Origin of the sequence: Hydrogenophaga sp. (genome assembly GCF_018780075.1) — a bacterium.
In the GTDB taxonomy this organism is placed as follows: Bacteria; Pseudomonadota; Gammaproteobacteria; order Burkholderiales; family Burkholderiaceae_C; genus Hydrogenophaga.
This window is the reverse complement of sequence record NZ_JADMKB010000132.1, coordinates 25,596-48,248: the sequence shown is the minus strand read 5'-3', so window position 1 is coordinate 48,248 and position 22,653 is coordinate 25,596. Positions and strand designations below refer to the sequence as shown.

The window sequence follows — 22,653 nt, the reverse complement described above, 5'->3', positions numbered from 1 at the left end:
GGGCTGTTTGTCTTCTGGCCGCCCGTTGACCTCGTCAGTGCGGTGCTTTGTTGGCCGCGTGCACAATCCACAGCCATGTTGATCCATCCCACCATCGATCCTGTCGCCCTGCAACTCGGCCCCATCGCCATCCACTGGTACGGGCTGACCTACCTCGCGGCGTTTGGCTTGTTTGTGCTGCTGGGCCGTGCGCGGCTGAAGCACCAGCCCTATGCGTCCATCACGGCGCCGAGCCCCTGGACCGCGCGAGATGTGGAGGACATCCTCTTTCTCGGCGTCATGGGCGTGGTGCTCGGTGGACGCATCGGCTATTGCCTGTTCTACAAACCCGCCTACTACCTGAGCCATCCGCTGGAAATCTTTGCGGTCTGGCAGGGCGGCATGAGTTTCCACGGCGGCATGCTGGGGGTGCTGGTGGCCATGGTCTGGTACGCACGCAGCCGCCAGCGGCCCTGGCTGCAGGTGATGGACTTCGTGGCGCCCTGTGTGCCCACCGGGCTGGCGGCCGGTCGCGTGGGCAACTTCATCAACGGCGAACTCTGGGGCCGCGTGGCCGACCCGTCGCTGCCCTGGGGCATGGTGTTTCGCGGCGCGGGCGAGCTGCCGCGCCATCCATCTCAGGTGTACCAGTTCCTCATGGAAGGGGTGTTGCTCTTCGTGTTGCTGTGGTTGTACGCGCGCAAGCCGCGCGCGACCGGGCGGGTGAGCGCGGCCTTCCTGTTCGGCTACGGCGTGTTCCGCTTCATTGCCGAGTTCTTCCGCGAACCCGACGCCCATCTCGGCCTGCTCTCGCTGGGCATGAGCATGGGGCAGTGGCTGTGTGTGCCCATGATCCTGGGTGGGGCAGCGCTGTGGTGGTGGTGCGGCCGGCGCACTTGAGTCGCCGCGAGCGTTGACGCGAGGGCGGCGGCTGGCCACCGGGCGGGGCACCACATGGCCATCCCGCCGTTCATCTGTGAAGGCAGGGCCTTCGGGTAAACACCCGTTTCGGAATGTGAGTACCGCATTAATATTATTTGTAATTACAGATAATCACGAATGCGACTGGTGCTCAACTCCCTGCATGACGAAGTGGCCGCGAGGCTTCGCGAGCGCATCTTTGCGGGCGAACTGGCGCCTGGCAGCTTCATCGACGAGCCGGCCTTGTGCAGCGAGTGGGCCATCTCCCGAACGCCCTTGCGCGAAGCGCTCAAGGTGCTGACGGCGGAGGGCTTGCTGCGCCACGAGCCGCGCCGGGGATGCTTCGTGAGCGAGATCACCGAACGCGATCTGGACGAGATCTTCCCCGTGATCGCCTTGCTCGAAGGGCGTTGCGCTTTCGAGGCCGCAAACAACGCGACGGATGCCGATCTGGCCGCGCTGGAGCAGCTGCACGACCGGCTGCAGCGCAGCGCCAAGGCCAAGCGCATCACCGAGTACTACGACACCAACTTTGCGATCCACGAGGCCATCATCCTGCTGGCGAACAACCGCTGGCTGTCGCAGGTGATCGGTGACCTGCGCAAGATCGTCAAACTCGCCCGCCTGCAGCAGCTGCATGCGCCCGGTCGGCTTGAGCAGAGCCTGTCGGAGCACATGGCGGTGTACGCCGCCCTCAAGGCGCACGACGCCGAGGGTGCCGAAGCGGCGATGCGCACTCACCTGACCCGCCAGCGCGTGGCGTTGCGCGAATTGGCCCGCAACCAGACGTCGAGGATTTCGGCATGAACACCACCGAATGGATCGTCCAGCGTGTGTCCCGCCTGCGTGCGCCGTCCCCAGCGGTGACGCGTTCGACGCAGGAGCGCTTGCAGGCCCGGTTGCGGCAGGGTGAGGAGGCCATGTCGCCGCGCGCATTGCGCCACAAGCTCGACGAGCTCAAAGCCATCGTGGACCCGCTGGTGAGCGAGGTGGAGGGCGGGCGCCGGGCCCAGGCGGTGGTGGACTGGTACGCCAGCGCAACGCCTGCGCACCGGCGCGATCTCTGGCTGCTCATGAGCGAACGTTTCGTGGCCGACCCGGCGCAGGTGAAGGCGGCGCAGGAGACCTACCTGGCCACCGTGGGCACACCCGACGAGGCCGCCGCCGAGGTGCTCTACCGCCGCGCCACGGTGTCGCCGCGGCGGCGCTTGCTGCAGCGCTTCAGCGCCCACCCGGAGGGCATTGCCTTTCTGGTGAACCTGCGCGCCGAGATGCAGGCCCAATTGAAGACCGACCGGCGTCTGCGGGCGCTGGATGTCGAAATGGAGTACATGTTTTCCACCTGGTTCGATGTGGGTTTCCTGGAGCTGCGCCGCATCAGCTGGGACTCGCCCGCATCGCTGGTGGAAAAGCTCATCAAGTACGAAGCGGTGCACGACATCCGCAGCTGGGACGACGTGAAGAACCGGCTCGACAGCGACCGCCGCTGCTACGGGTTTTTCCACCCGCGCCTGCCGGGCGAGCCGCTGATCTTCGTGGAGGTGGCGCTGGTCAACGAGATCGCGACCAGCATCACCCCGCTGCTCGACGAAGCCGCCGCGCCGGCCGATCTGGACCGAGCCACCACCGCCATCTTCTATTCCATCAGCAACACGCAGGCGGGCCTGCGTGGCGTGAGCTTCGGCGACTCGCTCATCAAGCGCGTGGTCGAGACCCTGCACCAGGAGTTCCCCCGCCTCAAGACCTTCGCCACGCTCTCGCCGATACCGGGGCTGCGCACTTGGCTGAACAAGGCGGCGCCCGCTGATTTGCTCAAGGCCTGGGACAACGCGGCCGAGCTGGGGGAAAAGGCCCCAGAGCGCCTGGCTTTGCTGGGCTGGGCCGCACGTTACCTGGGCATGGAGCTGCAGGACGGCAAACCGCTGGACCCGGTGGCGCGTTTCCACCTGGGCAACGGCGCGCGCGTTGAGCGTCTCAACTGGGCCGGCGACCCGTCGGCCAAGGGCTTCAAGCAGTCCTATGGCCTGATGGTGAACTACCTCTACGATCCCAAGCGGCTTGACAAGAACCGGGCCGCGCTCACGCAGGGAAAAATCCCGATAGCCACGGCGATCAAGGATCTTTACCTTTGACGCTGCCATCCCAACCACAACAGGAGACAAACCCCATGCAACAAGGTCTGAACCGACGAGACGTCCTGCGAGCGGCGATGGTCGGCGCCACGCTGTACAGCACGATGGGCCACGCCCAGTCCAGCTGGCCGAGCAAGCCGGTCACCATGATCGTGCCGTTCCCGGCCGGCGGTGGCACCGATGCCTTTGCCCGTCCGATGGCCGCCCAGTTTGCCAAGCTGTCGGGCAAAGCGCTGGTGATCGACAACCGCGGTGGCGCTGGCGGGACCTTGGGGGCGGGCATCGCGGCCAAGGCCACGCCCGACGGCTACACCCTGTTCATGGGCGCGGTGCATCACACCATAGCGCCCAGCATGTACCCCAGGCTGGACTACGACCTGGAGCGTGATCTGGTGCCACTGATCCAGGTGGCCAGCGTGCCGCAGGTGCTGGTGGTGAACGCCAAGAAATTCGGCAACCTGGACTTCAAGGCGTTTCTCGAACAGGTCAAGTCCAGCCCCGGCAAGCTCAACTACGGTTCGGCCGGTGGTGGCACCTCGCACCACCTCGCTGGCGAGTTGTTCAAGCTGCAGAGCAAGACGTTCATCACCCACATTCCCTACCGCGGCGCTGGCCCGGCGCTCAACGACCTGATCGCGGGCAACGTGGACATGATGTTCGATGGCCTGGGCTCTTCGGCGGCCCACATCAAGGGTGGCCGCATCAAGGCGCTGATGGTCTCCGGCAACAAACGGAACCCGGCTTTCCCCGATGTGCCCAGCGCGGCCGAGGTGGGCCTGCCCGACTACAACGTGACCACCTGGTACGGTGTGTGGGCGCCCAAGGGCTCACCGGCCGATGCACAGGCCCGCGCCATTGAGGAAATCCGCAAGGCCGCCCAGACCGACGAAGCCAAGGCCGTCTGGGCCTCACAAGGTGCCGACTTCCCCAACCTCACCGGCGCGCAGTTCGACGGATTCATCAAGGCCGAACTGAAAAAATGGGCGCAGGTGGTCAAGGCCTCGGGCGCCAAGCTGGACTGAGTCCTCCGACAAGACACCCGATGTCAGGCCACGTCCGTCTGCTGATCGATGGCGCTGCCGCGCTGGTGACCTTGTCGAACCCGGCCAAGTTCAACGCCATGTCGCGAGCGATGTGGCGTGAACTGCGGCAGGTGTTCAACGAGCTGCAGCAGCGCAGCGACGTGCGCGCCGTGCGGGTGGCGGGCGAGGGCGGGCATTTCTGTGCGGGCGGTGACATCGCCGAGTACACGGACTTCCGTTTCCACCCCGAGGGCCTGCGCGACTTCCATGAAAGCGACGTCTGGGGTGGCCTCTCGGCCATGCTGGCCTGTGACCTGCCCATCGTCGCGCAGATCGAAGGCAACTGCATGGGCGCCGGGGTCGAAATCGCCAGCTGCTGCGACGTCCGTGTGGCAGGGCAGGGCGCGCGTTTCGGTGCACCCATCGCCAAGCTGGGCTTTCCCATGGCCCCGCGCGAGGCCGAACTGGTCGTGCGCGAGGTGGGGTTGGCCACGGCGCGGCAGATGCTGCTGGAAGCCGCGGTGCTGGACGCGCCCACGATGCTGGTGCGCGGCTTCCTGCAGGGGGTGCTGCACGATGCCGATGTGCCCGCCGAGGCCTTGCAGCGGGTGCTGCGCATGACGCGCCTGGCGCCGCAGGCCGCCAGGATGAACAAGCAGGCCTTGCGCGCGCTGTCCCATGGGCAGAACGCCGAAGCCCTGCTGGCCACCGCCTACGATTACGCCGACAGCGCCGAACACCGGGAAGGCATTGCCGCCTTCCTGGCCAAACGCCCCCCGATTTTCTGAACGATTTTTCCGATCCACCCATGAGCAACCACAACCTGTTCGTCGCCTTGCGCGATGCCTTTCCCGCCGACCTCGACCGCACCGCCGTGGAGACCGACGACGGGTTGGTCTATTCGTGGTGCGATCTCGACCGCGCGACCGCCATGGTGGCCAACCTGATCGACTCGCTCGACCTGCCGGCCCACTCGCGCATCGCGGTGCAGGTGGAAAAATCGGTCGAGGCCATGGTGCTGTACCTGGCCACGCTGCGCGCGGGCCATGTGTTCCTGCCGCTCAACACCGCTTACCAGAGCGCCGAGATCGAGTATTTCATCGGCAACGCCGAACCGGCCGTCGTGGTGTGCAGCCCGAAGAACCACGGCTGGGTCAGCAAGATCGCCTTCACCGCCGGCACGGCATTCGTCTTCACGCTGGGTGACGACCGCACCGGCAGCCTGCTGGACCGTGCTGCGCACATGAGCGACCGCCACACGCCCGCAGTGAGGGGCAGCGACGACCTGGCTGCCATCCTGTACACCAGCGGCACCACCGGCCGCAGCAAGGGCGCCATGCTCACGCACGGCAACATGCTCAGCAACGCGCGGGTGCTGCGCGACCACTGGGGCTGGCGACCCGACGATGTGCTGATCCACGCGCTGCCGATCTTCCACGTGCACGGCCTGTTCGTGGCCATCCACGGTGCGCTGATCAACGGCAGCAAGATGATCTGGTTCTCGAAGTTCGACCCGAAGCGGGCGATCGCCAAGTTCGCCGAGGCCACCGTGTTCATGGGTGTGCCCACGCTGTACGTGCGCATGCTGGCCGAGCCCACGCTCACGCCCGCGCAGGCCCGCCACATGCGGCTGTTCATTTCGGGTTCGGCACCGTTGCTGATCGAAACCTTCACCGAGTGGCAGGTCCGCACCGGCCACACGATTCTGGAGCGCTACGGCATGAGCGAGACGGTCATGCTCACGTCCAACCCTTGCGGCGACGACCCGCGTTACCCGGGGCAGACCGAGCGACGCGGAGGCACGGTGGGCTTTCCGCTGCCGGGCGTGGAGCTGAGGGTGGTCGGTGATGGCGACCAGACCGTTGCACAGGGCGAGATCGGTGGCATCCAGGTGCGTGGGCCCAACGTGTTCAAGGGCTACTGGCGCATGCCGGAAAAAACGGCCGAGGAGTTCACGGCCGACGGTTTCTTCAAGACCGGCGACGTGGGGCGCGTGGACGAACAGGGTTACGTTGTCATCGTCGGTCGCAGCAAAGACCTGATCATCTCCGGTGGCTACAACGTCTACCCGGCCGAGATCGAGGGTTACATCAACGACATGCCTGGCGTGGCCGAGAGCGCGCTGGTGGGGGTGCCGCACCCGGACTTCGGCGAGGTCGGCGTCGCGGTGATCATCCCCAAACCCGGCGCCGCCGTGGACCCGGACCAGGTGATCGGCGTGCTCAAGTCCCAACTCGCCAATTTCAAGATCCCCAAACGCTGCTGGGTGGTCAACGAACTGCCCCGCAACACCATGGGCAAGGTGCAGAAGAACCTGCTGCGAGATCAATACAAAGGCGAATTCGCCTGAAAACAAAAAACGTGCTGCGGCATGCCATCCGGAGCGCATGAACAAGACCCAGAACGCGGTGGAACCGGCTTCGCCGGGCCACTCGCGTTGCCCCTTGGGGGGTGACGCCGAAGGCGGCGCGGGGGGACTAACGGAGCACGAGCACAGGGATGTGCGAGTGCGTCAGCACCTGCTGCGTCTCGCTGCCCAGCAGCAGGCGCTTGATGCCCTTGCGGCCGTGCGAGGCCATCACGATCAGGTCCACCTTGTTGCGCTTGGCCGCCGCGATGATGGCTTCTGCGATCAGATCGGACTTCACCGTCACCGGCTTGACCTTCACTTCCACTTTCTGGCCCGCGGCCTTCACCGCGTTGACGGCTTCCATGGCATCGTCGTTCCATTGTTTCTCGATGCGGGCAACCTCAGCCGCCGCCAGGGCGACGCCACCTTCAAAGTAGGTCTGCGGGTAGCGGGGAACCACTTTCAGAGCGATCACTTCGGCGCCGGTGATGTCGGCCAGGGCAATGGCGTGGTCAACCGCCATGTTGGACAGTTTGGAGCCGTCGGTGGCCACCAGAATGCGCTTGTACATGTCTCTTCTCCTGTGGGTTGTTGTTGAAGAAGCATTAGGCTACGCAATGACCGCCCGTGGGTGGTTGACTTAAATCAATCCCATGGAACCTGACCTGAATTACCCTCGCGGCATGAACGAGGCCGTCACCGCGCCCCCGGTGGGGTCATTGCTTGGGCTCTCCCAGTCTGAGCCTGTGGCGGCGGGCGGGGCGGGCGCGGAGCCTGATCTGTTCGGAATCCACCGGGGTCCGTTGACGGTGACCGACGATTTCCTGGTCCTCGACGACCCGGTCGAGCAGCAGGATTTCACCGAATTTTCAGAAATTGACGGTCGCCCGGTCGCCGAATCGGTGCTGATGGTGCAGGGCATGTACTGCGCTGCCTGCGCCGACACGGTGGAGTGCGCCTTGCAGGACCTGCCCGGTGTGCAGTTCGCCCAGGTGCACGCCGCCACCCGGCGCCTCACCTTGCGTTGGGACCCTTCGTTGACCCGCATTTCCAGCCTCGCGCAGGCCGTGGGACAAACCGGCTACCGGTTGCTGCCCTTGCAGCAGGCCCTGTCCATCAGCGAGCGGCTGAAGGAAACCCGGCAGGCGCTGTGGCGCCTGTTCGTGGCGGGCTTCTGTGCCATGCAGGTCATGATGTACGCGTTCCCGGCCTACGTGACGGTGCCGGGCGAGATCCCGGCCGACATCGACCAGCTGCTGCGCTGGGCCAGCTGGATCCTGAGCGTCCCGGTGGTTTTTTTCGCCAGCGGACCGTTTTTCAGGGGCGCGTGGCGCGACCTGCGGCTCGGTCGTGTGGGCATGGACACACCGGTGTCCATCGGCATCCTCGTGGCTTTTCTGGCGAGTTCCGCGGCCACTTTCGATCCGACTGGCCCCTGGGGGCAGGAGGTCTGGTTCGACTCGCTGACGATGTTCGTGTTTTTCCTGCTGGGTGGCCGCTACCTGGAGCTCAAGGCCCGCGATCGCACCGCGGGTGCGCTGGATGCGCTGATGAACCGCTTGCCTGAAGTCTGCGACCGGCAGAAGGGCGAGGGCGTGTTTGAGACCGTCTCGGTGCGCCGGCTGCTGGTGGGCGACGTGGTCCGCGTGCAGGCCGGTCAGGCCTTCCCGGGCGACGGTGACTTGTTGAGTGCGTCGGCCACGGTCGATGAAGCCCTGCTCACGGGCGAATCCCACCCCGTGACCCGCAACGCGGGCGACGCGGTGGTGGCCGGCAGTTTCAACCTGGCCGGGCCTGTCTTGCTGACGGTGATCCGGCTGGGCCGTGACACGCGGTTTGCGCAGATCGTGGCGCTCATGGAAAAAGCCTCGACCGAAAAGCCCCGGCTGGCCGTCCTGGCAGACCGCATCGCTGCGCCGTTCCTCGCGCTGGTGCTGGCGGCGGCGGCCCTGGCTTTCTGGTACTGGTGGCAGATCGATCACACCAAGGCCCTGGCGGTCGCGGTGGCGGTGTTGATCGTGACCTGTCCGTGCGCGTTGTCGCTGGCCACGCCGGCGGCCATGCTGAGCGCCGCCGGTGCGCTGGCGCGGCGCGGCATCCTGGTGCGGCGCCTGCAGGCGTTCGAGAACCTGGCGGGGATCAACGCCGTGGTGTTCGACAAGACCGGGACCCTGACGCACGACCGCCTGGTGCTCCGCGGCATGACCCTGCGGGATGGCGTGGCTCGCGACCAGGCCCTGGCACTGGCGGCCGCTCTGGCGGCAGGGTCGCTGCACCCGGTATCGCGGGCACTGGTCGAGGCGGCTCGCGCGGCGGGGCTGCCGCCGGCACGACCCGCGCCGGTCGAGGTGACAGAAGCGGCCGGGCAGGGCATGCAGGGCCGTTGGGACAACGGCGGCGAAGCGAGGCTCGGATCGGCCGTCTTTTGCGGGCTGGAGGTCCGGCGTGGGCCACAGGGCGACAAGGGCGGTTCGCGGGTTCACCTGGCCGATGGCCATGGCTGGCTGGCGAGTTTCGAGCTGCAGGAGGGCCTGAGGGACGACGCGCAGGCCGCGGTGGCTGCGCTGCGCAGCATGGGCCTGGCCACCTGGCTGTTGTCCGGCGACCGTGAGAGCGCGGCGCGGGAGGTGGCTCAGGCCGTGGGTGTGGAGCATGTGATCGCCGGTGCGTCACCCGAGCAGAAGCTGGCCGAGGTGGTGGCCTTGCAGGCGCGCGGTGTCCGTCTGGCGATGGTGGGCGACGGTCTGAACGACGGCCCGGTGCTCGCCAGGGCCGACACCTCGTTCGCGCTGGGCCATGCCGCACCGCTGGCGCAGGCCCAGTCGGACTATGTCATTCAAGGTGGCAAGGTCATGGACGTGGTGTTGACGCTCAGGCAGGCACGCTCCACCATGCGCATCGTGCGGCAGAACCTCGCCTGGGCGGCGATCTACAACCTGGTCAGCGTGCCGCTGGCGCTGGTCGGCTGGATGCCCCCCTGGCTGGCGGGTCTGGGCATGGCGGCCAGTTCGTTGCTGGTGATCGCCAACGCGCTGCGACTGACCCGCGACATGGGGCCTGTGCCGGACCTCCATTCACCGGACGCTATGGCTGCCACCCCCTGACCGGGGTGGGGCCCACCTATTTTTTTCGAGGGACTTACCGTGGACGTTTTGTATTTGCTGATCCCCGTGTCGGTGGTGCTGGTTTTCATCATCATCGGCATCTTCTGGTGGGCGCTCAACGCAGGCCAGTTTGACAACATCGATCGTGAAGGTGAGCGTGTTCTGAGGGGCGATTGACTTAAGTCAAGGCACCTGTGAGGTTACATGTGGACACTTGCCCGGTGACATTAATGAGGAGTTGTGTATGTCCGTGACATCAAAGACCAGCCAGCCGGCGGTCTATAACGACAGTGTGGTCCGCGGGTTTGCCATCATGTCCGTGATCTACGGCGTGGTCGGCATGCTGGTGGGGGTGATCATTGCGGCCCAGTTGACCTGGCCCGAGCTCAACATGGGCATTGAATGGCTGACCTACGGCCGTCTTCGCCCCTTGCACACCAACGCGGTGATTTTTGCGTTTGGTGGGTCGGTCCTGTTTGCGACCAGCTACTACGTGGTGCAGCGAACCTGCCACACCAACCTGTTTTCCAACAAGCTCGCCTGGCTCACCTTCTGGGGCTGGAACGCGGTGATCGTGGGGGCCGTCGTGTCGTTGCCCCTGGGGCTGACCCAGGGCAAGGAATACGCCGAACTGATCTGGCCGATTGACCTGTTGATCACCGTGGTGTGGGTGTCGTATGCGATCGTGTTCTTCGGCACGGTCGGCACCCGCAAGGTGAAGCACATCTACGTGGCCAACTGGTTCTTTGGTGCCTACATCATCACCATTGCCCTGCTGCACATCTTCAACAACCTGGCCATCCCGACCGGTGCCACGCACTCCTACTCGGCCTATGCCGGCGTGCAGGACGCGATGATCCAGTGGTGGTACGGGCACAACGCCGTGGGCTTCTTCCTGACGGCCGCCTTCCTGGGCATGATGTACTACTTCATCCCCAAGCAGGCCGAGCGCCCGGTCTACTCGTACCGCCTGTCCATCGTCCACTTCTGGGCGCTGATCTTCACCTACATGTGGGCGGGTCCTCACCACCTGCACTACACCGCGTTGCCCGACTGGACGCAATCGGTCGGCATGGTGTTCTCCCTGATCCTGCTGGCCCCCAGCTGGGGCGGCATGATCAACGGCATCATGACCCTGTCGGGCGCCTGGCACAAACTGCGTGACGACCCCATCCTGCGCTTCCTGATCGTGTCCCTGTCGTTCTACGGCATGTCCACGTTCGAAGGCCCGATGATGTCCATCAAGACCGTCAACGCGCTGTCGCACTACACCGACTGGACCGTGGGCCACGTGCACTCCGGCGCGCTCGGCTGGGTGGGCCTGGTGTCCATGGGTTCGCTGTACTACCTGATTCCGCGCCTGTACGGCCAGAAGAAGATGTATTCGGTGCCCGCGATTGAAGTCCACTTCTGGGTGGCCACCATCGGCATCGTGCTGTACATCGCCGCGATGTGGATCGCCGGCGTGATGCAGGGCCTGATGTGGCGCTCGGTCAACCCCGACGGCAGCCTGACCTACACCTTCGTTGAATCGGTCAAGGCCACCTTCCCCTTCTATGTCATCCGCCTGCTGGGTGGTCTGCTGTACCTGGGCGGCATGGTCATCATGCTGTGGAACGTGATCATGACGACCCGTCAGGGCAGGGTGCAGGATGTGCCTGTGCTCGCCGTCAACCCGGCTCATGCCTGAGGAGCAAAACAACATGTCTTCACACGAAACTCCTGTCGGCCACGCCAAGATCGAGACCAACAACTTCCTCATGATCGTCTTGATCACGCTGGTGGTGGCGGTCGGTGGTCTGGTCGAAATCGTTCCCCTGTTTTTCCAGAAATCCACCACCCAGCCGATCGAGGGCCTCAAGCCCTACACCGCGCTGCAGCTGGCGGGTCGCGATGTCTATGTGGGAGAGGGTTGCTACAACTGCCACTCGCAGATGATCCGTCCCTTCCAGGCCGAGACGCTGCGTTATGGCCCGTACTCCGTGGCGGGCGAGTTTGTGTACGACCGCCCGTTCCAGTGGGGTTCCAAGCGCACGGGTCCCGACCTGCACCGCGTGGGTGGCCGCTACAGCGACGAATGGCACCGCATCCACCTGAACAACCCGCGTGATCTGGTGCCCGAGTCCAACATGCCGGCCTACCCCTTCCTGGGCGAGAAGACGGTGGACGCAGAGTCCATGCCCAAGCGCATGCAGGTGCTGCGCACCCTGGGTGCACCTTACTCGGACGAAGAGATCGCCAAGTCGGTGGAAGACACCAAGGGCAAGACGCAGATGGAAGCGGTGATCGCGTACCTGCAGGTGCTCGGAACCGCCCGCACGGCGGCGCCGGTCGCGGCCGCCGCGGCACCCGCTGCGGCCACGGCACCTGTGGTTGCTGCAGCCCCTGCCGCTGGTGACGACGCTCGGGTGGTGGTGGAAAACGGCATGGTCAAGTTTTACTTTGCCTCGGGCAAGGCCGACCTGGCACAAGGCGGTTCGGAGGCCCTGGCCGACGCGGCCAAGGCCGCCAAAGACGGCAAGAAGCTGCAGGTGAGCGGTTTCCACGACTCGACCGGCGACCTCGCCACCAACCAGGAGCTGGCCAAGAAGCGCGCTTTTGCGGTGCGCGACGCCCTCGTGGCCCTGGGCGCAGACGCTGCTCAGGTGGAGCTGGTGAAGCCCACCGCGACCGAGGGCGGTGGTGCCAACCCCGAAGCCCGCCGGGTGGAAGTCAGCATTCAATAACGCAGGACACCATCATGGACATCAACGACCTGCGCAGCATCGTGACGGTGGTCAGCATGCTGACCTTTGTGGGCATCGTGGTCTGGGCCTGGTCCAAACGGAACCAGGCCGGTTTTGAAGAGGCGGCGCGGCTGCCCCTCCACGACGACTAACCCGCAGCACCCCAACAGAGAAACATCATGAGCGACTTTACAAGTGAATTCTGGCATCTCTATGTGGGCGGTCTGACACTCGTCAGCATCATTGCCTGCCTGGTCCTGCTCTGGATCAGCGGCACCACCAAGGCCGCGACACACGGCGACAACACGACCGGGCACGTCTGGGACGGTGACCTGAAAGAGATGAACAACCCCTTGCCCAAGTGGTGGGTCTATCTGTTCGTCCTGACCGTGGTGTTCGCGCTGGTCTACGGCGTGCTCTACCCGACCTTTGGCAAGTTCCAGGGCGTTCTGGGCTGGACGTCACAGGGCCAGCATGCCGCCGAAGTGGCCAAAGTGGAAAAGGCCATCGCGCCCATCTATGCCAAGTTCCAGGACATGAAGCCCGAAGCACTCGCCGGCGATGCCACCGCGATGGCCATCGGCGAACGCTTGTTCATGAACAACTGCGCTCAGTGCCATGGTTCCGATGCACGCGGCGCGAAGGGCTTCCCCAACTTGGCCGACGGCGACTGGCTGCACGGCGGCTCGCCCGACGTGATCAAGACCACGCTCACCAACGGTCGCATCGGCGTGATGCCGCCCATGGCTGCCGCTGTGGGCACCGCTGAAGATGTGCGCGACGTGGCGAACTACGTGCTCAGCCTGTCAGGCAGCCCGCACGATGCGGTGCGCGCCTCACAAGGCAAGGGCAAGTTTGCGGCCTGCGCGGCCTGTCACGGGCAGGATGGCAAAGGCACCCAGGCCATGGGCGCTCCCAACCTGACCGATGGAATCTGGTTGCACGGCTGGGGCGAAGACGCCATCGTGCGCGCCGTGAACAATGGCTTCACCAACCAGATGCCCGCTCAGGCCGGCAAGCTGAACGAGAGCCAGATCAATGTGTTGGCCTCCTACGTCTGGGGCATGTCCAACAAGCCCGCGAAGTGATTCGCGCCTGATCGAGAAGGGGTCGCCGAAAGGCGGTCCCTTTTGGTGTTATTTACTGATATAGGCATGTTGTGAGTACCGCTTCTTCCGACGCCAACAAACCCATGGTTCCCGTTTCTGCAGGCAACCCCCAGGGCGGCGCCGCGGAAGATGAGGAGATGGTCTCCCTTTACGCCTCGAGGCAGAAGATCTACCCCCGATCCGTGTCGGGCCTGTTCTCCAAGTGGCGCTGGCTCACCGTCTGGATCACCCAGATCGTGTTTTATGGCCTTCCATGGCTGGAGTGGAACGCGCGGCAGGCGGTGCTCTTTGATCTTGAAGCCCGCCGCTTTTACATTTTTGGCCTGGTGTTGTACCCGCAGGACTTCATCTACCTGACCGGGTTGCTGGTGATCTCGGCGCTCGCCTTGTTCCTTTTCACGGCCGTGGCCGGTCGCCTGTGGTGCGGCTACGCCTGCCCCCAGACGGTGTACACCGAGGTGTTCCTCTGGATCGAGAAGAAGGTCGAAGGGGATCGGTCCGCCCGCATGCGACTGGACAAAGCCGAACTGTCCGCTCAGAAGCTGGGCAAGAAGTGGCTCAAGCACGCGCTCTGGATTCTGTTTTCCCTCTGGACGGGCTTCACCTTCGTCGGGTACTTCACGCCGATTCGCGAGCTGGCTGTGGTTTCCCTGGCCGCTTCCCTGGGGCCCTGGCAAACCTTCTGGATCTTTTTTTATGGCTTTGCCACCTATGGCAACGCCGGCTTCATGCGCGAGCAGGTGTGCAAGTACATGTGCCCCTATGCCCGCTTCCAGAGCGCGATGTTTGACAAGGACACGATGATCGTCACCTACGACGAGAAACGGGGTGAGCCGCGGGGACCACGCTCCAAGAAAGCCGATCCCCAGGCGCTGGGCTTGGGCGCCTGTGTCGATTGCACGCTGTGTGTGCAAGTGTGCCCGACTGGCATCGACATCCGCAAGGGCCTTCAATACGAGTGCATTGGGTGCGGCGCCTGCATTGACGTGTGTGACGAGGTGATGGACAAGGTGGGCTATCCCCGCGGACTGGTCAAGTACGCGACGCAGAACGGCATGGCCAATGGCTGGACGACGGCACAGATGGTCCGTCGAGGTCTGCGCCCGCGCGTGCTCGTCTACACCGGCATCCTGATGGCCATCACGACCGCCGTGATGGTGAGTCTGTACCTGCGCACCCCGCTCAAGGTGGACGTGATCCGTGACCGGGGCACGCTGGCCCGCATGGTGGAGCAAGGACGCATCGAGAACGTGTTCAGGTTGCAGGTCATGAACGCCACCGAGTCCACGCAGCGCTATGTGATCGCTGTCACCGGGCTGCCTGGCATCACCATCGCTTCCGAGAGCGAGGTGGAGGTGCTGCCCACCGAAGTGCGTTCTGCCGTCATTCGGGTGCAGGTGCCCCCCGGGGCCGCTTCCAGCGGTTCTCATCCCATTCAGTTCGATGTCCGCTCGACAGGGGATGATGTGTCTCAGGTGAAAGAAAAAGCCGCGTTCCTGATCCCCCGGTAAAGTGACACCCGCCATTCCACATCGACCACCCACGCATGAACCCCTCCAACACCCGCCCCGCCCAGCCCTCGCTGCCCATCCCATGGTGGAAAGTGCCCCACATGTGGCTCGTGGTGGGTGGACCACTCGTGGTGGTGGTCGCTGCCATCGCCACGGCCATCATCGCGGTCAAGGGCGCTGATCCGGTGCTCAACAAGGCCGATTTCGAGCGAGACCTGAAAGCCGCGCATGCCCTGGAGGGACAGGCCAAAGCCAAAGCGCTGGAAACCTTGCAGCCCGCGCAACAGGCGCGCAACCACGCGGCCTCACCTCTGCCAGAGCCTCCTCCGGCCAAATAGCGTGCTCAGGCCGGGGAACTGGCCGCCAAGACCTTCTGGACCCGACTTTCACACACACTGAGGAGACAAGAACATGTGGTCACAGCGCTGGATGTGGATTGCCTGGCCGGCCTTTCTGTTGGCTGGGGTGCTGGAGATGATCGTTTTTGCGATGGTGGACCCGGGTGATCTGCACTGGTTTGGCAACCCGCTGGGGCTTTCCCGCCAGGCCGTCTACACCTTGGCGTTTTTTGTGTTTTGGGGCGTCACCATGGCGTCCAGTGCGCTGACCACCCTGTTGTCGATGTCACCCTTCGAGGTCAACCGATGCCCGGTGCCCGAGGCCGCACGACCCAAAGACTGCGCACAAAACGGCGCCTGTCGCTGACATTGAAAAGCCCAAAAGAAAACCCCGCCGGAGCGGTCCGGCGGGGTTTTCTTATGAACGGTGAAATCAGCGGCAGGTCTGTGGATTCACGATCAGCTTGAGCGCTTCGGTGTCCTTGATGTGCACGTAGCGTTGCTTGACTTCAATGATGCCTTCCTCGACAAACTTCGAGAACGTGCGGCTGACCGTTTCCAGCTTCATGCCCAGATAGCTGCCAATTTCTTCGCGCGTCATGCGCAGCACCAACTCGGACTGAGAGAAGCCTCGGGCATGCAGGCGCTGCACCAGGTTGAGCAGGAACGCCGCCAGGCGTTCCTCGGCGCGCATGCTGCCCAGCAGCAGCATCACGCTGTGGTCTCGCACGATTTCGCGGCTCATGATCTTGTGCACATGGTGCTGCAAGGTGGTGAACTCACGGGACAACTCTTCGACCTGATCGAAAGGCATGATGCAGACCTCGGCGTCCTCCAGTGCGATGGCGTCACACGAGTGGCGATCGCTCACGATGCCGTCCAGGCCGATGATTTCGCCCGTCATCTGGAAACCGGTGACCTGGTCCCGGCCATCGGCGGTGGTCACGCAGGTTTTGAAGAAACCCGAACGGACGGCGTAGAGGGAGGTGAACTTGTCGCCGGTGTTGAACAAGGCCGAGCCCCGTTTGACGCGCCGACGGGCTGAAATGACGTTGTCAAGCTTGTCCATTTCGTTGGGGTTCAGGCCCATGGGCAAGCACAGCTCCCGCAAATTGCAGCTGGAACAGGCGACTTTGATGCTTTGAATGTCCATAAATATCCCGCAATTGGGCCGAAGCTTAACGCATGGGTGTCGCCGCTGTCGATGTACCCATTCGTTTCGCTGGCGTCAGTCAGCAGAAACCCTTGGCCGTCATGCGCCCTTGATCTTGATCAAGGGCTCGGGTGGGCGCTTGGGGCACATTCAACTTCTGCATTGGAGAATTGCCTGTGAGTCACGCCATTTCTGACGAATTGCTCAAGCGGTTCGATGTCCCTGGACCGCGCTACACGTCGTACCCGACGGCTGATCGGTTTGTGGAAGCCTTCACCGAAGCCGACTACATCCAGGCCCTGGAGCAGCGGCGGGCGGGCTCGATGGCCTTGCCGCTCTCGCTGTACGTGCACGTGCCGTTTTGCGAATCGGTTTGTTACTACTGTGCCTGCAACAAGGTGATCACCAAGCACCACGAGCGGGCGGCGGAGTACCTGCGCTACCTTTCACGCGAGGTCGATCTGCAAGTGCAGCACTTCGGAAAGGGCCACAGCGTGTCCCAGCTGCACCTCGGTGGCGGGACGCCGACCTTCCTGTCGGATGCCGAGCTCGAAGACCTGATGGCGATGATCCGTCGCAACTTCACGCTGGTGCCGGGGGGGGAGTACTCGATCGAGGTGGATCCCCGCACGGTGACAGGCCAGCGTTTGCAGACCCTCGCGCGACTTGGGTTCAATCGCTTGAGCTTTGGCGTGCAGGACTTCGATCCTGCGGTGCAAAAGGCCGTGCACCGGGTACAGCCCGCCGAACAGGTGTTTGAGCTGGTGGAGACCGCCCGCAAGATCGGCTTCGAATCGGTGAACGTGGACCTGATCTACGGCCTGCCGCTGCAAACGCCGGAGTCGTTTTCCCGCACGCTGGCACAGGTCAACCAGCTGCGCCCGGACCGCATTGCGCTGTACGCCTACGCCCACCTTCCTTCGCGTTTCAAGCCGCAGCGCCGCATCATCGCGGCAGAACTGCCCAGCCCCGGGGACAAGCTGTCCATGCTCTCGGCCTCGCTGGATGCCATGAGCGAAGCCGGCTACGTGTATGTCGGGATGGATCACTTTGCACTGCCCACCGATGCCTTGGCGGTGGCCAAGCGGCAGGGGCGCCTGCACCGCAATTTCCAGGGCTACAGCACGCAGCCCGACTGCGATCTCATCGCCCTGGGTGTGTCGGCCATCGGACGCATCGGCGCGACCTACAGCCAGAACGCCAAGACGATCGAGGACTACTACGACGCGCTGGATCAGGGCCGGTTGCCGATCGTTCGCGGCCTGGCGCTCACGCGCGACGACCTGCTGCGCAGGTCCGTCATCATGTCCTTGATGTGTCAGGGGCAGTTGCAGTACGAGCCCATCAACCTGGGGCATCTCATCGATTGCAAAAAGTACTTTGCCCGCGAACTGGAAGTCTTGGCCGGCTTTGCCGAGCAGGGGCTGGTGAGCATTGACGAGTCGGGTGTGCAGGTCACTGCCACAGGCTGGTATCTGGTGCGCGCCATTGCGATGGTGTTTGACAAGAACCTTCAAGTGGATCAGGACCGGGCCCGCTTCTCCAAAATCATCTGACTTGAAGCGGTCGTTGGCGCCGCGGTCCATGCTCGCTGCGAGCGCGGTCAAGCGCTCCACACGCATGGCGCTTGTGTGGACTTCCAGCGCCCATTTCTTTTCCGCCTGCTAGAGTTCCGAGATGCAGACTTCCATGGCGATCACGGCCCTGTTCATGGGGCTGGCCGGTGGCCCGCACTGCGTGGCCATGTGTGGGGCCGCGTGTGCGGGCATTGGCCGCGCCGCAGGTGAGCGCAGCACGCAAGCGCTGTGGTCGTTTCAGGCCAGCCGCATGCTGGGCTACGCGCTCTTTGGTGCGTTTGCTGCCGGGTCCGTGCAGGGGCTGGCCTGGTTGGGCACCAACACGGCCGTCATCCGTCCGGTCTGGACGATGTTTCATGTGGCGGCGTTGCTGCTGGGTGCAGTGCTGATCTGGCAGGCCAGGCAGCCCGCGTGGCTGGAGGGGCTGGGTCAGAATGTCTGGCGCAAGGTGCGCCCCGTGCTCGGCCGGCTCGGCGGCAAGGCGCCTGTGGTGCTGGGTGTGGCCTGGGCCTTGATGCCTTGCGGCTTGCTGTACTCGGCGTTGTTGGTCGCCTCGCTCTCCGCCAACGCGATGGAGGGCGCACTCATCATGGCGCTCTTTTCGGCGGGCACCTCCATCTCTTTGACCGCCGGGCCGTGGCTCTTGCTGCGTTTGCGTGGTGGCCGTTCGGGTGCCTGGGGCATTCGCCTCGCTGGGCTGGCCTTGGCGGCCACCTCGGGCTGGGCGCTCTGGATGGGCATCACCAACCCCACCGGGCTGTGGTGTGCCTGATCAGGCCTTTCGGCTGGGCAAGGTGGCAAGCAACAAGCCCAACAGGGCGATGCCGAACGCCAGCAGTTGAAGGGGCGTGAGCCGCTCACCCATGAAAACCACGCCGATGGCTGCCGCGCTGATGGGCAGCATCACGGCAAACACACCGGCCTTGGAGGCTGGAATGGTTTTCAGTCCGGTCATCCAGAGCCACACCGTCCAGACGCTCGCAGCCAGCGCATAAAACACCAGCAGACCCCAAATGTCAAAACGCACGGCGCCGAAATCGAAGCGCCACGCGGCCCAGATGCCCAGTGGCGTGACCAGCGCAAAGCCCCACAGATTGATGATGGCCGAGATGCGTTTGGGACCCAGGCCTTCCGTGAGTCGCTTGCCAATGACCACATAGGACGCTTCGCACACCACGGCGGCAAACACCAGCAGGTTGCCCCACACCTGAAGATCCAGACCCAGCGGCCCGGGGCGCCCCGCTGCATGGGTGTTGGCGTCTTTCTGCAGCGAGAACAGCCCGATCCCGATGGCGGCACAGACGATGCCGCCCATGGTGCGCTTGCCGATGCGCTCCTTGAGGAACACCCTGCTCAGCACCGCGACCACAGCGGGGATGGACGACATCACCACCCCCGCGGCCACGGCGGTGGTCAGGCCGACACCGAACAGCATGCAGATGGAGAAAAGGAAGTTGCCCAGGAAGGATTCGAGAAAGAGCAGGCGCCGGGTGTGTGGGCTCCAGGCAGGTTCGTCCGGCGGCTTGAGCAGCCAGCGGAGCATGGCCACACCGCCGATGCCAAAACGAAGCCAGGCCAGCAGAAACACGGGGAACACCGCCACCAGCGGTTTCGACAGCGCAACGTAGCCGCCGACCAGCGACATACTCAGAGCCAAACTCAGGTAGGCCATCCACCGTGGGCCATGCGGGGAGGTGTTGCTCGGATCGGTCATGGGGGGCGATCATGCCTCATCAGGGTTTCAGGGCCGCCCACTTTCGGCATGAGAGAACATGTTTTCTTAATATGAAAAACGGAAATGTTGCGTTGCAAGAAATTTTCTTGATACAAGAAAAATTATTCCATAATGCGGCATTCTGCTTAAATCTTGTTGATTTAAAACAAAACTTTTTTTGTCTTATATAAGACATAAGAGCTTTAAAAAGTCTTCTATAAGACTTAAAGTAGGCCCATCAGCATCCCGTTTGCAGGCGGGCGCTGCCAGCCCCCTTCTTTCAACCTCATGGAGAGTTCAAATGCCCCAGTCCCTTACCGAACAACTCAGCCGCCAACAGCAGATCGACGCCCTGGAAAAAGACTGGGCCACCAACCCCCGCTGGAAGGGTGTCAAGCGCGGCTACTCTGCCGCTGACGTCGTGCGGCTGCGCGGCAGCATGCAGATCGAGCACACGCTGGCCAAGCGCGGCGCCGAAAAGCTGTGGGACAAGGTCAACGGCGGCGCCAAGAAGGGCTACGTCAACGCCTTCGGTGCCATCACCGCCGGCCAGGCCATGCAGCAGGCCAAGGCTGGTCTGGAAGCCGTGTATCTGTCGGGCTGGCAGGTCGCCGCCGACGGCAACACCAGCGAGACCATGTACCCCGACCAGTCGCTGTACGCCTACGACTCGGTGCCGACCATGGTCCGCCGCATCAACAACACCTTCAAGCGCGCCGACGAAATCCAGTGGGGCCGTGGCATCGAGCCAGGCTCCAGCGATTTCGTGGACTATTTCCTGCCCATCGTGGCCGATGCTGAAGCCGGTTTCGGTGGCGTGCTCAATGCCTTCGAACTGATGAAGAACATGATCGCCGCCGGTGCCGCTGGCGTTCACTTCGAGGACCAGCTGGCCGCCGTGAAGAAGTGTGGCCACATGGGTGGCAAGGTGCTCGTGCCCACGCAGGAGGCTTGCGAAAAACTGATCGCTGCCCGCTTCGCTGCCGACGTGATGGGTGTTTCCACCATCGTGTTGGCCCGTACCGATGCTGAAGCCGCCAACCTGATCACCAGCGACCACGACGCCAACGACAAGCCGTTCCTGACCGGTGAGCGCACGCAAGAAGGCTTCTACCGTGTCAAGAATGGCCTGGAGCAAGCCATCAGCCGCGGTGTGGCCTACGCCCCCTACGCCGACCTGGTGTGGTGCGAGACCGGCGTGCCCGACATCGGCTTTGCCCGCGAATTCGCGCAGGCTGTGCAAGCCGCCTGCCCTGGCAAGCTGCTGTCCTACAACTGCTCGCCTTCTTTCAACTGGAAGAAGAACCTGGATGACAAGCAGATCGCTTCCTTCCAGGAAGACCTGGCCGCTCTGGGCTACCGCTACCAGTTCATTACGCTGGCCGGCATTCACATCAACTGGTTCAACACCTTCCAGTTCGCCCACGCTTACGCCCGTGGTGAAGGCATGAAGCACTACACGGAGATGGTGCAGGAGCAGGAATTCGCCGCTCGCGACAAGGGCTACACCTTTGTCTCGCACCAGCAGGAGGTGGGCGCGGGTTATTTTGACGACGTGACCACCGTGATCCAGGGTGGTTCTTCCAGTGTGAAGGCCCTCACCGGCTCGACCGAAGAAGAGCAGTTCCACTGAGATAGCGCGCTGCTGCGGGTGTGCGCTGGTCCGCTGGCGCGTCCTGTGCAGCAACTTGCGATATGGCCCCTGAGCGCTGCGGTGCTCCAGGGGCCATTCCGTTTTTGTGAGCATTGCGGCGCACAACCGTTGCCGCGCGCACCACGACGGGGGCTGGCGTGTGTCGCCAATTTCATACAGGCAGCGTTGTTGCCCGGCGATAGACTAGACGCCGTTGGCGTATTTGCCGATCTGGGCTGGCATGCCCGCCCGTCACAAACAGGAGAGATTCAAGTGTTGATCAATTGGAAATGGGTGTCTGCGCTGTCCATCGCGGCGGCTTTGGCGGCTTGTGGTGGCGGTGGTGACACGACTGCAAGGGGTGCCATTGCCGTCAACACGTCGAACGGTTATGGGGCGATCGTGGTCAACTACACGTCACAGCCTGAAGCCAACAGCGATGTGGTCGACAAATGCGCGGACGACAGTGGCGCAGGCTGTGCTGTGGTCCTGGAGTTTTCCGGCAACGGGACCTGCGGTTCGGCTGCGTGGGCTGCTGGCAATGGCGTGTGGGGGGTGGGCAGCGCGAGCTCCAAAGAGGTTGCTGATTCCCGCGCCTTGTCCCAGTGCATTGCCAAGGGCGGGGTTTCGTGTGAAATCCCCGGTTGGCTGGAAACGCAGTGCAACTGACGCGCTGGCCGCCTGTGGTGGCTTGAAGCAAAAAACCCGAGAGCTCCTCGGTTTTTTTTCGCCTTTTCGGGGCCAACCGGGTTCAGGTTGGGGCGGGTTTGCCCACTCCTGCTTGGACAAGCCAGGCTCGGGCGCTCCGGCATTCACAACGTGCCTATGATCATCCGGGGGCGTCAGCTATTGGCGCAACAAGGCAGCACAGCTGCGTCAGCCCAAGCAACTGGCGCACGCCATGAACGAAATCTGGAGCACGGACTTCGTCGCTGATGCGTTGTTCGATAGGCTTGAGTTGCGGACGCTGACGGTGGTCGATCTGTTCACACGGGAGTGTCTGGCCATCGACGTTGGACAAAGCCTCAAACGCGAGGCTGGGCCACCCCACCGAACTTTGCTGGCAATGGGATTCGATGACGATCTTAGAGGGGCCGGAAATCTCTGCTTCCAAGCGGTACTGGATCGGGCGCAGGGTCAGCTTGCTGACCTCAGGCAACTTGGGCATCTTGTGGAAAATCAGATGGCATCGCCTTGAACACGGGTGACTCGCTTCGTTTCGCGGCCAGCTTGTGGTGGCGTTTTCGGTTCACGACGTTTGAAGAATCTGTATCGGTCGGTAGATGGAGTGACGACTGATGCATTGACGCAGTGGGGTGAACGCATTTTTATGGGAAAATTACCGCTTTAGATCATGCAAGAGTGAGAAAGGCAAGTCTGGTTA

The 22,653-nt window shown here is 63.6% G+C and carries 22 protein-coding genes and 2 pseudogenes; 21 read left to right on the top strand and 3 right to left on the bottom strand.

Going from position 1 to position 22,653, the window contains the following annotated elements:
* Positions 1-75: 75 nt before the first annotated feature.
* The 6 genes from lgt (at position 76) to IV088_RS21225 (ending at position 6,404) form a co-directional block, all read left to right on the top strand.
* Positions 76-879 carry a prolipoprotein diacylglyceryl transferase gene (lgt, locus tag IV088_RS21250; RefSeq protein WP_291105958.1) on the top strand — a complete coding sequence of 268 codons (804 nt, stop codon included), beginning with the start codon at positions 76-78 and terminating at the stop codon, positions 877-879.
* 159 nt (positions 880-1,038) lie between these two features.
* Entirely contained in the window at positions 1,039-1,707 is a 669-nt protein-coding gene (locus tag IV088_RS21245) for a GntR family transcriptional regulator (protein WP_291105956.1), read from the top strand.
* A complete protein-coding gene (locus tag IV088_RS21240; RefSeq protein ID WP_291105954.1) occupies positions 1,704-3,032 on the top strand; it encodes a malonyl-CoA decarboxylase in 1,329 nt (442 codons plus the stop codon). Before IV088_RS21245 ends, IV088_RS21240 begins: the two co-directional genes overlap by 4 nt.
* A 35-nt stretch (positions 3,033-3,067) precedes the next feature.
* Positions 3,068-4,054, top strand: coding sequence for a tripartite tricarboxylate transporter substrate binding protein (locus IV088_RS21235; RefSeq protein ID WP_291105953.1), 987 nt, complete (start codon positions 3,068-3,070; stop codon positions 4,052-4,054).
* Between the two features lie 20 nt (positions 4,055-4,074).
* The gene (locus IV088_RS21230; RefSeq protein ID WP_291105952.1) at positions 4,075-4,842 is read left to right on the top strand and encodes an enoyl-CoA hydratase/isomerase family protein; all 768 of its coding nucleotides are present in this window, start codon (positions 4,075-4,077) and stop codon (positions 4,840-4,842) included.
* Positions 4,843-4,862: 20 nt separating this feature from the next.
* Entirely contained in the window at positions 4,863-6,404 is a 1,542-nt protein-coding gene (locus IV088_RS21225; protein ID WP_291105951.1) for a malonyl-CoA synthase, read from the top strand.
* Positions 6,405-6,531: 127 nt separating this feature from the next.
* Here the strand turns inward: IV088_RS21225 and IV088_RS21220 are convergent, their stop codons facing one another.
* On the bottom strand, positions 6,532-6,975 hold the full coding sequence (locus IV088_RS21220; RefSeq protein WP_236965024.1) for a universal stress protein: 444 nt from the start codon (positions 6,973-6,975) through the stop codon (positions 6,532-6,534).
* 238 nt (positions 6,976-7,213) lie between these two features.
* On the opposite strand from IV088_RS21220, the gene IV088_RS21215 reads away from it, so the two are divergent.
* From IV088_RS21215 to IV088_RS21170, 10 genes and pseudogenes are all read left to right on the top strand, one after another.
* Positions 7,214-9,508: a cation-translocating P-type ATPase gene (locus tag IV088_RS21215; RefSeq protein ID WP_291105949.1), complete on the top strand. Its 2,295-nt coding sequence runs from the start codon at positions 7,214-7,216 to the stop codon at positions 9,506-9,508.
* 39 nt (positions 9,509-9,547) lie between these two features.
* Positions 9,548-9,685 (top strand): cbb3-type cytochrome oxidase assembly protein CcoS, encoded by a 138-nt coding sequence (gene ccoS, locus IV088_RS21210; protein ID WP_236965026.1) that lies wholly within the window; start codon positions 9,548-9,550, stop codon positions 9,683-9,685.
* A 67-nt stretch (positions 9,686-9,752) separates the two neighbouring features.
* Complete coding sequence (ccoN, locus tag IV088_RS21205) at positions 9,753-11,198, top strand: cytochrome-c oxidase, cbb3-type subunit I (RefSeq protein ID WP_291105948.1); 1,446 nt, start codon at positions 9,753-9,755, stop codon at positions 11,196-11,198.
* A 13-nt stretch (positions 11,199-11,211) separates the two neighbouring features.
* Positions 11,212-11,823: pseudogene (ccoO, locus tag IV088_RS21200) on the top strand (cytochrome-c oxidase, cbb3-type subunit II); the annotation flags it as partial.
* Between the two features lie 111 nt (positions 11,824-11,934).
* Entirely contained in the window at positions 11,935-12,234 is a 300-nt protein-coding gene (locus IV088_RS21195) for an OmpA family protein (protein ID WP_291106002.1), read from the top strand.
* A gap of 14 nt (positions 12,235-12,248) precedes the next feature.
* Entirely contained in the window at positions 12,249-12,386 is a 138-nt protein-coding gene (locus IV088_RS21190) for a cbb3-type cytochrome c oxidase subunit 3 (protein WP_291105947.1), read from the top strand.
* Between the two features lie 27 nt (positions 12,387-12,413).
* Complete coding sequence (ccoP, locus tag IV088_RS21185; protein WP_291105945.1) at positions 12,414-13,322, top strand: cytochrome-c oxidase, cbb3-type subunit III; 909 nt, start codon at positions 12,414-12,416, stop codon at positions 13,320-13,322.
* A gap of 104 nt (positions 13,323-13,426) precedes the next feature.
* The gene (gene ccoG / locus IV088_RS21180; protein ID WP_291105944.1) at positions 13,427-14,854 is read left to right on the top strand and encodes a cytochrome c oxidase accessory protein CcoG; all 1,428 of its coding nucleotides are present in this window, start codon (positions 13,427-13,429) and stop codon (positions 14,852-14,854) included.
* A 35-nt stretch (positions 14,855-14,889) separates the two neighbouring features.
* The gene (locus tag IV088_RS21175; protein ID WP_291105943.1) at positions 14,890-15,192 is read left to right on the top strand and encodes a nitrogen fixation protein FixH; all 303 of its coding nucleotides are present in this window, start codon (positions 14,890-14,892) and stop codon (positions 15,190-15,192) included.
* 73 nt (positions 15,193-15,265) lie between these two features.
* Positions 15,266-15,559 carry a hypothetical protein gene (locus tag IV088_RS21170; protein ID WP_291105941.1) on the top strand — a complete coding sequence of 98 codons (294 nt, stop codon included), beginning with the start codon at positions 15,266-15,268 and terminating at the stop codon, positions 15,557-15,559.
* Positions 15,560-15,625: 66 nt separating this feature from the next.
* On the opposite strand, the gene fnr is transcribed toward IV088_RS21170, so the two are convergent.
* Positions 15,626-16,345: a fumarate/nitrate reduction transcriptional regulator Fnr gene (fnr, locus tag IV088_RS21165; RefSeq protein ID WP_236965033.1), complete on the bottom strand. Its 720-nt coding sequence runs from the start codon at positions 16,343-16,345 to the stop codon at positions 15,626-15,628.
* A gap of 176 nt (positions 16,346-16,521) precedes the next feature.
* Here fnr and hemN point away from each other — a divergent pair, with 176 nt between their 5' ends.
* Both hemN and IV088_RS21155 read left to right on the top strand, forming a co-directional pair.
* Positions 16,522-17,901 (top strand): oxygen-independent coproporphyrinogen III oxidase, encoded by a 1,380-nt coding sequence (gene hemN / locus IV088_RS21160; protein WP_291105939.1) that lies wholly within the window; start codon positions 16,522-16,524, stop codon positions 17,899-17,901.
* 121 nt (positions 17,902-18,022) lie between these two features.
* Positions 18,023-18,694, top strand: a complete 672-nt coding sequence (locus IV088_RS21155; protein ID WP_291105938.1) for a sulfite exporter TauE/SafE family protein — start codon at positions 18,023-18,025, stop codon at positions 18,692-18,694.
* Here IV088_RS21155 and IV088_RS21150 read toward each other — a convergent pair whose 3' ends face one another.
* Entirely contained in the window at positions 18,695-19,636 is a 942-nt protein-coding gene (locus tag IV088_RS21150; protein WP_291105937.1) for a DMT family transporter, read from the bottom strand.
* 301 nt (positions 19,637-19,937) lie between these two features.
* On the opposite strand from IV088_RS21150, the gene aceA reads away from it, so the two are divergent.
* From aceA to IV088_RS21135, 3 genes and pseudogenes are all read left to right on the top strand, one after another.
* Positions 19,938-21,269, top strand: coding sequence for an isocitrate lyase (gene aceA, locus IV088_RS21145; protein WP_291105935.1), 1,332 nt, complete (start codon positions 19,938-19,940; stop codon positions 21,267-21,269).
* Positions 21,270-21,542: 273 nt separating this feature from the next.
* Positions 21,543-21,938 carry a DUF4189 domain-containing protein gene (locus tag IV088_RS21140; RefSeq protein WP_291105934.1) on the top strand — a complete coding sequence of 132 codons (396 nt, stop codon included), beginning with the start codon at positions 21,543-21,545 and terminating at the stop codon, positions 21,936-21,938.
* A gap of 235 nt (positions 21,939-22,173) precedes the next feature.
* Positions 22,174-22,305: pseudogene (locus IV088_RS21135) on the top strand (IS3 family transposase); the annotation flags it as partial.
* Positions 22,306-22,653: the final 348 nt, after the last annotated feature.